This is a genomic window from Nocardia sp. NPDC004415 (assembly GCF_053602435.1).
In genome coordinates, this window is the sequence record NZ_JBSGDP010000047.1 from 1 (window position 1) to 14972 (window position 14972).

The following is a 14972-nucleotide window of genomic DNA, read 5'->3' on the forward strand; positions in this document are numbered from 1 at the left end:
CCCTGGCGGCGACGAGGGAGCGGCCAGGGGATTCGCGGGGTGGCTCAGTGGGAGCCGAGGGGGGTGCCGAAGAGGGTGGCGAACTTGGCGGCGAGGGTGTCGCCGAGGAAGCCGAGTGCGCCGGGGGTGGCGGCCATGGTGCCCGCGTCGCTGACGGTGCAGCCGGGGGTGGCGGGGATGCCGTCGAGGCGGTCGCGCAGCCAGAGCAGGGCGGCCGGGCCGCCGACGACCTCGGCGACGATGTGCTCACTGGCGTGGTCGCGGGTGTAGGTCAGCGAGGTGTCCGGGTCGCGGCAGTAGGTGTCGACGAGGGCGTCGGCGGCGGGCAGGGGCAGGATCTCGTCCCAGGCCGAATGCCAGACGAACAGCGGCATGTCGGGCACCGTCTTGCCCATCTTGGTGTCGGCGAGCATGGCGGCGACGGGCGCGTCGTCGAGCGGGTCGCCGTCGGAGCCGATCATGCCGGTCAGGTTCAGGAACGGCAGCAGCGCGGACTGGTACTGCACGCACAGCGGTGACTTCACCGTCAGCAGAGTCTTGCCGAGGGGATCGAGCCGCTGGTCGAGATAGGCGGCGAAATCGGGGTATTCGCGGGTGAGGCCGAGCACGGCCGCGAAGACCAGGCCCGAGGTGGCCTGATTGTTCGCCATCCGCAGCGCGGCACCCAGATCGGCGCCGACCCCACCTTCGGTGGCCCCGACGATGTTCAGTTCGGGCGCGTAGGAGGCGTGCAGTTCGGCGGCGTGCCCGGTCGCGATCGAGCCGCCGGAGTAGCCGTAGAGGCCCACCCGCGCGTCCGGTCCGGCCTCGAGCGGGGCGAAATTCGTCGCGGCGCGGATGCCGTCGAGGGTGATCCGGCCCGCCAGCGGACCGGCGGCGTAGGCCGAGTTCGGGCCCTGGTGATCCGGGACGACCACCGCCCAGCCCTGCGCGAGGGCCGCCTGGGCGAACAGGAATTCGGCCGGGACGACGATCTGCCCGGCGACCGGTGCCACCGAGAGGTGTTGCAGCGCATACGACGGCGCGCAATAGCCCGCGGTCGAGTCCTCGGCCAGCTGCACCGAGAGCAGCTTGCGCGGCGCCACCGCCGTGCCGCGCGGCTTGATCAGCGTGGCCACCGCGGGGATGGCCTCGTCGCGGCTGTTGTTCGAGCGGTAGGACACCTGCCAGGCGTCCACGTCGATCGGCAGCAGGCCGAAGTCGGCGACGGTGACCTGGCGGGCGGCGATGATCTGCCCCGGCACGGTCGCGGCGACCACCTCGGCGGGTGGGAGATAGAAGCCGGGGTCCAGCTCGGGCGGCAGCGGGATCACCGGCGCGGGAGCGATGCCCGCCGGTTCGGCCGCGACGGGGCCTGCCACGATGGCCGAACTCACCGCGATCACGCCGGTGACCAGGGCGAGCCACCGCGCAACGGTAGGAGATGTCATTCGTGCTCTGTCCTCACATGATTTGAGACGGCGTCGTCTCAATGAGGGCTACTATCGCACGGGTGTGGCGTAGATCGCAATCAGCGGGGGGCGACGTCCGAGGTCAGCGCGTTGAGCAGGGTGGAGAAGACCTCCACCAGCACGTCGACGGGTGGGCGCGGGTCGTCGAGGCTCCACTGGTGCACGGCGCCGTTGACCGCGCCGATGAAGGCCGCCATGGCCACCCGCCAGCCGCCGGGGGGCGTGCGCGCGTCCGGCACCTCCGCCGCGATCGCCTGCACCACCTCGCCCCACTGATCCCGGATGCCCGCGCGATGTGCCTCGACCGCCGGGCTCACCCCAACGATCTCCACGAAGGCCACGGTGGCGCCGCGGATATCGGCGGTGATGGCCTGGGTGTAGGCGCGGATGGCCACGTCGACCAGCTCGCGCAGATCGCTCGACCCGCTCGCTGCCAGCGCCTCGGCGACCGCCGCGCGGGCCCGGCCCTGCACGCTGTCGTACACCGCGACGAGCAGTTCCTCGCGGTCGGCGAACAGCTCGTAGAACTGCCGTCGCGACAGTCCCGCCGCCGCGCAGACATCGGTCAGCGAACTGTTGGCGTAGGACTTCTCCGCGAACACGCTCAGCCCCGCCTCGATGAACAGCGCCCGCCGCTCGACCTGCCGTTCGGCGACCGAGGTTCCGGTGTAGTTGTGTCGAGTCCGAGCCGGTTTCACTCCTCGACCCTACTGACCGTCGTCCCGGACGGACTGGCCCAGACACCCGCGGCGACGCCGAGCCCGCCCGCTCGCGCCCTAGACTCGGCCGCATGGGTGAGCAGAAGCAGCGGATGCTGGCGGGGGAGCTGTACCGGGACAACGATCCGGAGCTGGTGGCCGAAAGGCAACAGGCGCAACGGCTCTGCGACGAGTTCAACCGCACCGGACCCGACGAGACCGACCGGCGCACCGCGCTGCTCGGCGACCTGCTGGGCAAGCTCGGCGAGGGCTCGTGGATCATGCCGCGATTCCAGTGCGACTACGGCTATCTCATCGAGATCGGCGCCAACAGCTTCCTCAACTACGACGCCATCCTGCTCGACTGCGCGCCCATCGTCATCGGTGACGACTGTTCGATCGGCCCGCGCTGTCAGCTGCTGACGGCCCTGCATCCGATGGACGACCACGACAAGCGCAGGCAGCGCTGGGAATCGGCCGCGCCCATCCGGATCGGGAACAACGCCTGGTTCGGCGGCGGGGTGATCGTGTGTCCCGGGGTGAGCATCGGTGACGACGTGGTGGTCGGCGCGGGCAGCGTGGTGACCCGCGACCTGCCCGACCGCGTCTTCGCCGCCGGGAACCCCGCCCGGGTGATCCGCGCCCTCTAGCGCGTCGCCGGGTCGCGCCCGGGGCCGCGCGGCAATACTGTCTGTCCATGGGCGAAGCGCGGATCGAGACGGAGCAGGAAGCGACCCGGCCGCTGCGCGAGGACATCCGGTTTCTCGGCGGCATCCTGGGCGACACCATTCGTGACCACGAGGGCCCCGAGGTGTTCGACCTCATCGAACGGGTGCGGATCGAGGCGTTTCGGGTGCGTCGCGAGGAGGTCGAGCGCAGCGCGGTCGCGGACATGCTCGACGGCACACCCACCGAGGTCGCCATCCCGCTGATCCGGGCGTTCAGCTATTTCGTGCTGCTGGCCAATCTCGCCGAGGACCTCCAGCGCGACCGTCGCCGCGCCGTGCACGTCGCGGCCGGGGAGCCGCCGCAGGACTCCTCGCTGGCGGCCACCTACGCCAAACTCGACGCCGCCGAGCTCGACGGCGAGACGGTGGGCGAGTTGCTGGCCGACGCGCTGGTCTCGCCGGTGATCACCGCCCATCCCACCGAGACCCGCAGGCGCACCGTCTTCGACGTGCAGTCCGAGATCACCCAGCTGATGCGGCTGCGCCGCAGGCTCGGCCCCGGTGAGCCCGGCTACGACGAGAGCGAACTGCGCATCCGCCGTGCCGTGCTGACGCTGTGGCGCACCGCGCTGATCCGGTTGGCGCGCTTGCGCATCCAGGACGAGATCGCCGTCGGCCTGCGCTACTACGACCTGACCCTCTACGACGTGATCCCCGCGATCAACGCCCAGGTGCGGGCCGCGCTGCGCTACCGCTGGCCCGAGGCCGACCTGCTGGCCCGGCCCATCCTGCGCCCCGGTTCCTGGATCGGCGGCGACCGCGACGGCAACCCGTTCGTGACCGCCGAGGTGGTGCACACCGCCGCCGAGCAGGCCGCCGCCTTCGCCTTCGGCCGCTATCTCGGCGAACTGGTCGAACTGGAGAAGTCGCTGTCGCAGTCGGGCAGGCTGGTGCCGGTCACCGACGCGGTCGCCGCGCTCGCGCAGGCCGGGTACGAGGACCCGGCGTTCTTCGCCGACGAACCGTATCGCCGTGCGCTGCACGCGATCCGGGCCCGGCTCAGCGCCACCGCCCGGCGCGCGCTCGGGGTGCTGCCGGAGAGCGGGCTGGACACCGGGGCCGAACCGTATCCGACCCCGCAGGCCGTCCTCGACGACCTCGACGCCGTCGACGCGTCCCTGCGCGCCAGCGGCGACGGCCTGCTCGCCGACGACCGGCTCGCCGCCCTGCGCCACGCGATCGAGACCTTCGGTTTCCACCTGCAGGGCCTGGACATGCGGCAGAACTCCGAGGTCCACGAGCAGGTCGTCGCCGAGCTGCTCGCCTGGTCCGGGGTGCACGCCGACTACGTGGGACTGCCCGAGGCCGAGCGGGTCGCGCTGCTGGCCGGGGAACTGCGCACGCGCAGGCCGCTGCTGGGCCCGCGCGCGCAGCTCAGCGAGCTGGCAGTCAAGGAGCTGGGGGTGCTGCGCGCGGCCAAGGACGTGATCGACACCTTCGGCGCCGCGGCCGTGCCGAACTACATCATCAGCATGTGCACCTCGGTCAGCGACATGCTCGAGGCCGCGCTGCTGCTGAAAGAGGCGGGCATCCTCGACCCGGGGACGGCCGAGGGCGCGCCGAGCTGCCCGGTCGGGATCGTGCCGCTGTTCGAGACGATCGAGGACCTGCGCGCGGGGGCGGCGACACTGTCGGCGGTGCTCGACGTGCCGGTGTACCGCGAACTCGTCGCCGCGGCGGGCATGCGCCAGGAGGTGATGCTGGGCTACTCCGATTCCAACAAGGACGGCGGGTACCTGGCCGCGAACTGGGCGCTGTACCGGGCCGAACTGGACCTGGTGGAGGTCGCCCGCGAGACCGGCATCCGGTTGCGGCTGTTCCACGGTCGCGGCGGCACCGTCGGTCGCGGCGGCGGGCGCAGCTACGACGCCATCCTCGCCCAGCCCGCGGGCGCGGTGCACGGGGCGCTGCGGCTCACCGAACAGGGCGAGGTGATCGCCGCCAAGTACTCCGAACAGGGTGCGGCGCACCGCAATCTGGAATCACTGATCGCGGGCACCCTGGAATCGACCCTGCTGGACGTGGAGGGTCTGGGCGATGACGCCGAACCGGCCTACGAACTGCTCGACGACCTCGCCGCCCGCGCCCGCGCCGCCTACGCGCGCCTGGTGCACGACACCCCGGGCTTCGTCGAGTACTTCCGCCAGTCCACCCCGGTGGCCGAGGTCGGCGATCTCAATATCGGCAGCCGCCCCGCCTCGCGCAAACCCACCAACTCGGTCTCGGACCTGCGCGCCATTCCGTGGGTGATGGCCTGGAGCCAGGCCCGCGTCATGCTGCCGGGCTGGTACGGCACCGGCACCGCGCTCGAGGACTGGGTCGACGGCGATCCCGGCCGCCTGGCCCGGCTCACCGAGCTCTACCACCGCTGGCCGTTCTTCCGCACGGTGCTGTCGAACCTCGCGCAGGTGATGGCCAAGAGCGATCTCGACATCGCCGCCCGGTACGCGGGGCTGGTCGAGGACCCGGAGCTGCGCGCGGAGATCTTCGGCATGATCCGCGACGAACACGCCCGCACCATCCGCATGTACGAGGCGGTCACCGGGCACGCCGAACTGCTCAGCGACAACCCGTCGCTGGCCGAGTCGATCCACAATCGTTTCCCCTACCTGGAGCCGCTGAATCAGCTCCAGGTGGATCTGCTGCGCAGGCTGCGCGGCGGTGACGACTCCGAACTGGTGAAGCGCGGGATCCTGCTCACCATGAACGGCCTGGCCACCGCCCTGCGCAACTCGGGCTAGCGCGCTACAGGCACACGCTGACGGTGATCGGTCCCACCGGGATACCGGCGCAGATGGCGACCGAGCCGACGACGGGCTGCGCGGTGGCGGCCGAGGCGGTTCCGGCGCCGAGCGCGGTGGCCGACAGGGCGAGCGCGGCGATGGCGAGTGGGCGAGCGGTCTTGGCAAACATAGGTACGTCCTCGATAGTGCGGTACCCCGGGCTGGGGGATTGCCCATAGAAGCATATCCCCGCCGCTCGGACGCCCCGATTACGGCGAATTCCGGCCGCTACCGATCCGTGACCACCGCGAGCGCGTCGATCTCCACGAGCATCTCCGCGCGCGGCAGACCGGTGAACACGGTGGTGCGCGCGGGCAGCACGTCGCCGGTGGTGTGCTCGGTGACGAAGGCGCCGTAGGCGTCGTTCATCAGCGCGAAATCCTCGCGCTCGGTGAGATAGACACGCAGCATCACCACATCGTCGAAGGTGGCGCCCGCGGCCTCGACGATCGCCAGCACATTGCGCAGCGTGCGGGTGGTCTGCGCGGCGACATCGCCGGGGTGCAGATACTCGCTGGTGGCCGGGTCGACCGGGCCCTGCCCGGAGACCTGGACGAACGGGCCCTTGCGCACGCCCTGGGAGAAGGTGTGCGCGGGAGCGGGCGCGTCGGTGGTGCGCACGGCGATCTTGTCGGACATGGGGGTCAGCCTTTCCTCGCGGGGACGTCTCGGCGGGGGGCCCAGCCGAGTTCGGCGGAGATGGCGTCGGCGGTCGCCCGGAGCTGGGGCAACAGCGCGAGCACCTGATCGTGGTCGAGCAGCACATCGGGCACCGAGACCGAGACCGCGGCGACGACCTCGCCGATGCCGTCGCGCACCGGCACACCGACGCAGTTGACGAAGCTCTCGTGCTCCTCGTGGTCCTCGGCGAAGCCCTGCGCGGCGACCCGCTCGAGTTCGGCCAGGTACTGCTCGGGCGTGCGCAGGGTCCGGGTGGTGAACGGGTGATAGTCCAATCGCGCGGCGACGGTGGACCATTCGGCCCGGGGCAGCGCGGCGACGAGGACCTTGCCGACCGCGGTGCAGTGCAGCGGCGCGGGTCTGCCGATGCGCGAGTACATCCGCACGGCCTGTTCGGCGTCGACCTTGTCGATGTAGACGGCGTCGCCGGATTCGTAGGCGGCCAGGTGCACGGTCTGCCCGGTGGCAGCGCCCAGCGCGCTCAGATGCGGGCGCGCCACCGTGCGGACATCGCGGTTCTCCAGTGCGTGACTGGCCAATTCGAACATCCGGGTGCCCAGCGAGTACCGGTGCGCCGCGTCGCGCACCACGAACCGTTCGGCCTGCATGGTCTGCAACAGGCGCAGCACCGTGGACTTGTGGACGCCGAGCCGCCCGGCCAGCTCGTCGAGGGACTGCGCGTTCTCGCCGAGGGCGATGAGAATGGTCAGGGCGCGCGACACGCTTTGGCTCATGACCCGATCGTCCCATCCATTACCCGCGGGTAGCGCAGGGCCGCCCACGCCGGCTCCGGCAGCGACGCCAGGTGCCGGAGTTCCTGTGCCGGTGGCAGTTTCGCCGCGTCGCCGGGCGCGGTGAGGGCCGCGGCGGCGCACAGATGGCCGTAGCGCAGGCGGGTGCGCAGGTCGGCGCCGTGCAGCAGGGCGGCCAGGTAGCCGCCGGCGAAAGCGTCACCGGCGCCGATCCGCTCGGTGATCTCCAGGGTGAGGGCCGGTACCTCGACGGCGGTGTCGCCGTCGAATCCGGTGACGCTGTGCCGGTCGTTCTTGACGATCAGCTGGGCGGGTTCGGGGAAGGTGGCGCGCAGGGCGGCCGGGTCGTCGGTGCCGAACAGTTCGGCGGCCTCGTCGGCGCCGAGCAGCACCACGTCGGCGCCGCGGATGTGGGCGGCGAGTTCGTCGGCGGCCGTGTCCAGGCGCGAACCCCACAGGGCCGGGCGGTAATTGAGGTCGAAGCTGACCAGCGAGCGGCGCGGCGTCCTCAGCAGGGCGTGGGTGAGGGCGCTCGCCGAGTCGGACAGGGCGGGGGTGATGCCGGTGAAGTGCACCAGGTCGGCGTGGTCGAGCAGGGACCGGGCGGCCGGGGTCGCGAGGTCGGCGGGGGACAGGGCACTGGCCGCCGACCCGGCGCGGTAGTAGTGCATGCGGCTGGCCAGGGCGGAGAGGTCGTGCGCCGCGTCCGAGCCGCTGCCGCGCTCCTTGAGATAGAGGCCGGTGGGGCGTTCGGTGTCCATCGCGACGGCGCCGATATCCACCCCGCTCGCCGCCAGCTGGGCCACCAGGTAGCGCCCGAATCCGTCGTCACCGACCCGCGACAGCCACGCCGCCGCGACCCCGAGCTGGGCCAGCACCACGGCCACGTTCGCCTCCGCGCCGCCCGCTCCGCGCTCGAACAGATCCGACAGCTCCAGCGGTCCCGGCCGGGCGATCAGCACCGCCAGCCCCTCGCCGACGGTGACCGCCCGCGGTGGTGCCGATATGGCCTGCGTCACCTCTGTCGCCCTTTCGTGGTTGCGGTCACAGTGCTCTCGATGCACAATAACGAGCAGAAACATTCAGTGCAACTCGCGTTGCGAATTATGCAATGCTCAGACGGTATGACCGAAGGGACGCTGTGATCATCGACGACGACGCGGTGGACGGGCTGGCCGATCGGATGCTGGGTCCGCAGGACAAGAGCGTCCCGCCCGCCGCCTGGGGTCAGCACGTGCGCGAGTATCTCGGTACCGCGCCGGAACTGTGGCAGTGGCAGACCCCGCTGCTCACCCTCGATCGCGGCAGACTCGACGCCAATCTCGCGCTGATGGCCGAGTGGACGGCCATCGCCGGTGTCGCGCTGGCCCCGCACGGCAAGACCACGATGGCTCCCCAGCTGTGGCGCGAGCAGCTCATGGCCGGGTCCTGGGCGATCACCCTGGCCACCGGCTGGCAGGCGCAGCTGGCGCGCGCGTTCGGCGTCGGACGGATCATGCTGGCCAACTCGCTGGTCGATCCGGTCGGATTGTCCTGGGCCGCCGCCGAATCCGCGCGCGACAACGAGTTCGCCTTCTCCTGCTGGGCCGACAGCGTCGCCACCGTCGAGGCGATGTCGGCGATCCTGCGCACCTCACCGCCCGGCCCGCCGGTACGGGTGCTGGTCGAACTCGGTGGCCCGCACGGCCGAACCGGCGCGCGGACCAGGGCCGAGGCGCACGCGGTGGCATCGGCCATCCGGGCGAGCGAGCGGCTCACCCTCGCCGGGGTCGCCGGGTACGAGGGAGCGCTGGCCCACGACCGCAGCCCGGCGGGTCTGGACGCCGTGCGCGGTTACCTGACCGAACTCGCCACCCTGCACACCGAACTGCTCGCCGCGGGCGCCTACTCCGGCCCGGCGATCGTCACCGCGGGCGGCAGCGCCTATCCGGAACTGGTCGTCGACGCGCTCGCGGGCCTGGCCACCGCCGACGGATCGACCACCGTGGTGCTGCGCAGCGGCGCCTACCTCGTCCACGACGACGGCTTCTACGCGAGCATCTCCCCGCTCGCCGCGCCCGCGATGGCACCCGGCCTGCGCGCCGCCATGCACGGCTGGGCGCGCGTGGTCTCGCGCCCCGAGCCGGAACTGGCCCTGCTCGACGGCGGCAAGCGCGACTTCCCGTTCGACGAGGGTCTGCCGGTTCCGCAGCTCGTCGTCGGCGGGCCCGCACTGCCATCCGGCGCCGAGGTGACCGCCCTCAACGACCAGCACACCTTCCTGCACCTGCCCGGCGCGAGCGCGGCCGACCTGCCCGTGGGCACCGTGGTGCGCCTCGGCCTGTCACATCCGTGCACGGCCTTCGACAAGTGGCGGCTCATCCCGGTGATCGACGACGCCGACGCCGAGCGGCCCCGCGTGCGCGAGCTGATCCGCACCTACTTCTGACGGACGACCATGACAGAACTGCTCTTTCGCGACATCGCCGTCATCGACGGCACCGGCGCCCCGCGCACGCCCGCGGATGTCCTGATCCGCGACGGCCGCATCGCCGCGATCGGCCCGTCCCACTCACTGGGTGCTGCCGTGGAACCCGTTGCCACGGAGCCCGGTTCGGTGCTGACGCCCGGGTTCGTCGACATGCACGCGCATTCCGACCTGCACCTGCTCACCGATCCCGGTCACATCCCGAAGATCACCCAGGGCGTCACCACCGAGGTGAGCGGGCAGGACGGCCTGTCCTACGCCCCGATCGACGACGCCGCCCTCGCGGTGGTGCGCAAGCAGATCGCCGGCTGGAACGGCAACCCCACCGGCCTGGACTTCACCTGGCGCACCGTCGGCGAATACCTGGACCGGCTCGACGAGGGCATCACCCCCAACGCCGCCTACCTGGTGCCGCAGGGCACGCTGCGCCTGCTGGTCGTGGGCACCGAGCAACGCCCGGCCACCACCGCCGAGATCGACCGCATGTGCGCGCTGCTCGCGCAGGGGCTGGCGGAAGGCGCGGTCGGCATGTCCAGCGGGCTCACCTACACGCCCGGAATGTACGCCGACACCGGCGAACTCGCCGCCCTGTGCGCGGTGGTCGCCGCCGCCGGGGGCTTCTACGCGCCGCACACCCGCTCCTACGGCGCGGGCGCGCTCGAAGCCTATGCGGAGATGATCGGGCTGGCCCGCGCCACCGGCTGCGCGCTGCACCTCACCCACGCCACCCTCAACTTCGGCGTGAACCGCGGCCGCGCACCGGAATTCCTCGCCCTGCTCGCGCTGGCCAGGGCCGAGGGCTGCGACATCACCCTCGACACCTACCCGTATCTCCCCGGCTCGACCACGCTCTCGGCGCTGCTGCCGAGCTGGGCGATGTCCGGTGGACCCGATGCCGCGCTGGCCCGGCTCGACGACCCGCACGCGCGGGCCCACATCGCCGTCGACGTCGATGTCACCGGGTCCGACGGGTGTCACGGCGTCACCGTCGAATGGGAGACCATCCAGATCAGCGGCGTGGCCGACGACGCGCTGTCCGCCCACGTCGGGCGCACCGTCGCCGAGATCGCCACCGAACGCGGGGTCGCGCCGGTCGAGGTGTTCTTCGACCTGCTGCGCCGCGACCAGCTGGCCACCACCATCCTCCAGCACGTCGGCCACGAGGAGAACGTGCGCGCGATCATGACCGACCCCGGGCACATGGGCGGCAGCGACGGCCTGCTCGTCGGCGCCCGCCCGCATCCGCGCGCCTGGGGCACCTTCCCGCGCTACCTGTCCCGCTACGTCCGCGAGCTGGGCGTGCTCGGCCTCGAGGAGTGCGTGCACCACCTCACCGGCAGGCCCGCCGCGCGGTTGCGGCTGGCCGATCGCGGCCTCGTGCGCGCGGGGCACGCGGCCGACCTGGTCGTGTTCGACCCGGCGACCATCCACGACACCGCCACTTTCGACAACCCCCGCCGGCAGGCGCGCGGCATCCAGCACGTCCTGGTCAACGGTGAATTCGCGCTGCGTGACGGCATCCCGACCGGCGTGCGCGCCGGGCGGGCCCTGCGCGCGGACGCCCGGCGAAAGGAAACCCGATGAACCCGCTGCTCAGCTCGTCCTCGCCCGCCCTGGCCGTGATCCGGGCCGACCGGGCCCTCACCGTGGTCCGCGCCCCCGAGATCCCGGACCCGGCGGCACTGGCCACGGCCCTGGCAGGCGCCGGGCTGCGCGCGGTCGAACTCACCTTCACCACGCTCGGCGTGCTCGACGCCGTCGGCAAGGCCGCGGCGGTCACCGACGCGGTGATCGGCGTAGGCACTGTGACCACCCCGGCCCAGGCCGAGGCCGCCATCGAGGTGGGCGCGCGCTTCCTGGTCACCCCCGCGCTGCGCCCGAAAGTCGCCGAAGTGGCGGTGGAACACGGCATTCCGGTGATCATGGGCGCCTTCACCCCGACCGAGGTGCTGGCCGCGGTCGAGCTGGGGGCCGCGGCGGTGAAGATCTTCCCGGCCCGCGCCCTCGGCCCGGCCTACCTGAAGGACCTGCTCGGGCCTTTCCCCGACATCTTCCTCATCCCGTCCGGTGGCGTGAACTCCCACAACGCACGGGATTTCCTCCAGGCGGGCGCGATCGCCGTCACCGCGGGCACCGAAGTGGTGGCCCCCGCGGACGTCGCGAACGCGCACTGGTCCCGGATCGGCTCCCGGGCCGCACGCTTCGTCCATTCGCTTGATTGAGAGGTATCCCATGGGCGCCACTGTCGACTGGTTGCGCACCACCACCCCCGGGTTGCTGGTTCTGTGCGGTCTGGCCATCGCCGTACTGCTGTTCGCCATCATCAAGATCAAACTGGAGCCGTTCGTCGCGCTGCTGCTGACCGGCCTGCTGCTGGCACTCGCGGCCGGGCTACCGGTCGAGCAGATCGTCGGCACACCGCTCAAAGCCGGTGAGTCCCTACTGGAGACGGGCTTCGGCGCCATCCTCGGGCACATCGCGGTGATCATCGGTCTGGGCACCGTGCTCGGCGCCATCCTGGAACGCTCCGGCGGCGCCGACGTGCTCACCGACCGGCTGCTGAGGATGTTCGGCGAGAAGGGCGCGCCGGTCGCGATGGGGCTGCTCGGTCTCATCTTCGGCATCCCGGTGTTCTTCGACATCGGCATCTTCGTGCTCGCGCCGCTGGTCTACGTCGCGGCCAAACGCGGCGGCCGGTCCCTGGTCCTCTACGCCATGCCCATGCTGGCCGGGCTCTCGATGACCCACGCCTTCCTGCCGCCACACCCCGGCCCGGTCGCCCTGGGCGGTCTGCTCGGGGTGAGTCTGGGCTGGCTGATCATCATGGGATTCGTCTGCGGCATCCCGGGTTTCGTCGCCGCGGGCATCGTCTGGGGAACCTGGATCGGCAAGCGCGTGCAGGTGGCCGTGCCGACCGAATTCGTGCCGCTCGAACCCGAGGCCGACCCCGACGGTGCCGAGGGGGCCGGTGGCACCGCCGTGCTCACCAAGTCGCCGCCCTCGGTGGCCCTGATCGGCGCGATCATCGCGATCCCGCTGGTGCTGATCCTGGGAGCCACCTTCGGATACCAACTGCTGGAACAGGATTCGGCGCTGCTGCAGGTGCTCACCTTCTTCGGCACGCCCGCGGTCGCGCTGCTCATCACGGTGCTGGTGGCCTTCTATGTGCTCGGTATCCGGCGCGGGTCCACCGTGCAGGAACTGAGCACCATCACCGCCGAATCGCTCAAGCCGGTCGGCATGGTGCTGCTGGTCGTCGGCGCGGGCGCCTTCTTCGGCAAGGTCATCTCGGCCACCGGGATCGGTACCGCGCTGGCCGACACCATGTCCGCGGCCGGGCTGCCGGTGATCGTGCTGGCCTACCTGATCAGCTGTGGGCTGCGGATCGCGCAGGGCTCGGCGACGGTCGCCATCGTCACCACCGGCGGCATCGTCGCGCCGCTGGTGACCGGGCAGGGGTACTCGCAGATGTCGATCGCGCTGATCGCCATGGCCATCGCGGCCGGGTCGATCATCCTCAGCCACGTCAACGACGGCGGGTTCTGGATCATCGCGAAGTACTTCAACATGACCGTCAAACAGACCCTGCAGACCTGGACGGTGCTCGAGACCATCCTGTCGGTGGTGAGTTTCGCGGTCGCGGCGCTGCTGTTCGCGATCGTCTGAGCTCAGGTCAGCGCGCGGACCAGCCGGGCCAGCGCCGGGCGCGGATCGGAGTCGGCGCCGGTGAGGCGGTGCATGATGACCCCGTCGAGATAGTCGACCAGGATGCCCGCCTCGGCCGCGCCGACCCCGGCCAGGGCCGTCAGCTCGATCGCCATGGCCCGCAGGCGCCGATGCCCGCGCCGCACGGATTCGTGCAGCGCGGGCATCGTCTGTGCCTCCCCGAACAGGGCCAGGCGCGCCTGGGTGCGGACGCGGCCCTCGGTGGTGGCGTGCACGGCGAACCGGGCCAGGCCCTCCACCAGATCGTCGAGGGTGGACAGGGTCAGTACCTGATCCAGGGCGGCCCAGTCGGCGTGATCGTGCTGCTCGAGCCGTTCGGCGAGCCCCGACAGCAAGGCCGCCCTGGTGCGGAAGTAGTTCGACGCCGAGCCCGTGGGCAGGCCCGCCGCCTCGTCCACCGCGCGATGGGTCAGCGCGCGCGAACCCCGGGTGCCCAGCACCTCGATGGCCGCGTCGAGGACCTGCTCCCGTTTCGACACCACGCGGCGATACTACGCCCGTAGTGACGATCACTACAGTCGTAGTGTGCGGCACTACAGCAGTAGTAGCGTGGCGGCAGACCTGAAGCGAGGAGAGACCGGATGGCTACAGCGATCGTCGTCGGCGGCGGTATCGGGGGAATGGCCGCGGCGCTGGCCCTGCACGGCCGGGGGTGGTCGGTGGAGGTGCTCGAGCGGGCGCCGGAGATCACCGCCGTCGGCGCGGGAATCTCGCTGTGGAGCAACGCTTTACGTGCCCTCGACGCGCTGGGTGTGGGTGCCGCGGTGCGGGGGCAGTCGATCGACGGGACCTCGGCGGGCATCCGCGACACCCGGGGGCGATGGCTCTCGCGCACCGATATCGCCGCGCTGCGCGAGCGCTTCGGCACACCGGTGATCCTGCACCGCGCGGACCTGCTCGACATCCTGCGCGCCGCCCTGCCCGCCGGTGTGCTGCGCACCGGGATCTCGGTGCGCGAGGCGCGGACCGACGGCACCGTCGTGCACTCGGCGGGGACCTCGACCGCCGATCTGGTCGTCGGTGCGGACGGGTTGCGCAGTGTGGTGCGCCGCGCGGTCTGCGGTGACGTCGAGCCCCGCTACGCCGGGTACACCGCCTGGCGCGCCGTCGTCGAGCTCGCCGACCCACCCGCCGATTTCGGCGAAACCTGGGGCCGCGGCGCGCGTTTCGGCATCGCGCCGCTGAAGGACGGACGGCTCTACTGGTTCGCCGTCGACAATGCCGCCGAACACGCACCCGGCGGGCTCGACGCGGTCCGCGCCCGCTTCGGTGACTGGCACGACCCGATCCCGGCCCTGCTCGCCGCCGCCGACCCGGACACGGTGCTGCACAACGACATCTACGACCTGCCCGCCCTGCCCACCTTCACCGCCGGCCGCATCGCCCTGCTCGGCGACGCCGCCCACGCCATGACCCCCAACCTCGGCCAGGGCGGCTGCCAGGCCCTCGAAGACGCCGTCGTCCTGGCCCGCCACGCCGCCGACCCCGACGGCCTGACCCGCTACGACCACGAACGCCGCCCCCGCACCCGGATGATCACCCGCCGCTCCGCCCAGCTCGGCACCCTCGGCCAGCTCTCCGCCGCCCCACTGGTGGCCCTCCGCGACACCGCCCTGCGCCTGACCCCGTCCTCGGCCCAACTCCGTTCCATGGCCCCGATCCTCGACTGGACCTGCTGAGCAGTCG

General features: G+C 71.6%; 14 protein-coding genes. 7 read left to right on the forward strand and 7 right to left on the reverse strand.

The window, feature by feature from the left end; all coding sequences use genetic code 11:
• Positions 1-44: 44 nt before the first annotated feature.
• Together ACWEMY_RS20870 and ACWEMY_RS20875 are read right to left on the reverse strand one after the other, a co-directional pair.
• On the reverse strand, positions 45-1430 hold the full coding sequence (locus ACWEMY_RS20870; RefSeq protein ID WP_452391348.1) for a lipase family protein: 1386 nt from the start codon (positions 1428-1430) through the stop codon (positions 45-47).
• A gap of 80 nt (positions 1431-1510) precedes the next feature.
• Complete coding sequence (locus ACWEMY_RS20875) at positions 1511-2149, reverse strand: TetR/AcrR family transcriptional regulator (RefSeq protein ID WP_375938323.1); 639 nt, start codon at positions 2147-2149, stop codon at positions 1511-1513.
• 92 nt (positions 2150-2241) lie between these two features.
• Between ACWEMY_RS20875 and ACWEMY_RS20880 the strand changes: the two genes are divergently transcribed.
• Both ACWEMY_RS20880 and ppc read left to right on the forward strand, forming a co-directional pair.
• Complete coding sequence (locus ACWEMY_RS20880; protein ID WP_452391349.1) at positions 2242-2799, forward strand: sugar O-acetyltransferase; 558 nt, start codon at positions 2242-2244, stop codon at positions 2797-2799.
• A gap of 47 nt (positions 2800-2846) precedes the next feature.
• Entirely contained in the window at positions 2847-5618 is a 2772-nt protein-coding gene (gene ppc, locus ACWEMY_RS20885) for a phosphoenolpyruvate carboxylase (protein WP_452391350.1), read from the forward strand.
• A gap of 4 nt (positions 5619-5622) precedes the next feature.
• Here ppc and ACWEMY_RS20890 read toward each other — a convergent pair whose 3' ends face one another.
• The 4 genes from ACWEMY_RS20890 to ACWEMY_RS20905 all read right to left on the reverse strand — a co-directional run bounded on the left by ACWEMY_RS20890 (position 5623) and on the right by ACWEMY_RS20905 (position 8112).
• Positions 5623-5790, reverse strand: a complete 168-nt coding sequence (locus ACWEMY_RS20890; RefSeq protein WP_278265880.1) for a hypothetical protein — start codon at positions 5788-5790, stop codon at positions 5623-5625.
• A gap of 98 nt (positions 5791-5888) precedes the next feature.
• Positions 5889-6299, reverse strand: coding sequence for a RidA family protein (locus ACWEMY_RS20895; RefSeq protein ID WP_452391351.1), 411 nt, complete (start codon positions 6297-6299; stop codon positions 5889-5891).
• A 5-nt stretch (positions 6300-6304) separates the two neighbouring features.
• Entirely contained in the window at positions 6305-7075 is a 771-nt protein-coding gene (locus ACWEMY_RS20900) for an IclR family transcriptional regulator (protein WP_452391352.1), read from the reverse strand.
• Entirely contained in the window at positions 7072-8112 is a 1041-nt protein-coding gene (locus ACWEMY_RS20905; RefSeq protein ID WP_452391353.1) for a sugar kinase, read from the reverse strand. Before ACWEMY_RS20905 ends, ACWEMY_RS20900 begins: the two co-directional genes overlap by 4 nt.
• Before the next feature lie 92 nt (positions 8113-8204).
• On the opposite strand from ACWEMY_RS20905, the gene ACWEMY_RS20910 reads away from it, so the two are divergent.
• The 4 genes from ACWEMY_RS20910 to ACWEMY_RS20925 are packed head-to-tail and all read left to right on the forward strand — an operon-like array spanning position 8205 to position 13226.
• Entirely contained in the window at positions 8205-9521 is a 1317-nt protein-coding gene (locus ACWEMY_RS20910; protein ID WP_452391354.1) for an amino acid deaminase, read from the forward strand.
• 9 nt (positions 9522-9530) lie between these two features.
• Positions 9531-11144: an N-acyl-D-amino-acid deacylase family protein gene (locus ACWEMY_RS20915; protein WP_452391355.1), complete on the forward strand. Its 1614-nt coding sequence runs from the start codon at positions 9531-9533 to the stop codon at positions 11142-11144.
• A complete protein-coding gene (locus tag ACWEMY_RS20920; protein WP_452391356.1) occupies positions 11141-11782 on the forward strand; it encodes a bifunctional 4-hydroxy-2-oxoglutarate aldolase/2-dehydro-3-deoxy-phosphogluconate aldolase in 642 nt (213 codons plus the stop codon). Before ACWEMY_RS20915 ends, ACWEMY_RS20920 begins: the two co-directional genes overlap by 4 nt.
• 10 nt (positions 11783-11792) lie before the next feature.
• A complete protein-coding gene (locus ACWEMY_RS20925; protein WP_452391357.1) occupies positions 11793-13226 on the forward strand; it encodes a GntP family permease in 1434 nt (477 codons plus the stop codon).
• Positions 13227-13228: 2 nt separating this feature from the next.
• Here the strand turns inward: ACWEMY_RS20925 and ACWEMY_RS20930 are convergent, their stop codons facing one another.
• Positions 13229-13768, reverse strand: coding sequence for a TetR/AcrR family transcriptional regulator (locus tag ACWEMY_RS20930; protein WP_452391358.1), 540 nt, complete (start codon positions 13766-13768; stop codon positions 13229-13231).
• A 99-nt stretch (positions 13769-13867) separates the two neighbouring features.
• Between ACWEMY_RS20930 and ACWEMY_RS20935 the strand changes: the two genes are divergently transcribed.
• Positions 13868-14965, forward strand: a complete 1098-nt coding sequence (locus ACWEMY_RS20935) for an FAD-dependent monooxygenase (RefSeq protein WP_452391359.1) — start codon at positions 13868-13870, stop codon at positions 14963-14965.
• The last annotated feature ends 7 nt before the right edge of the window (positions 14966-14972 follow it).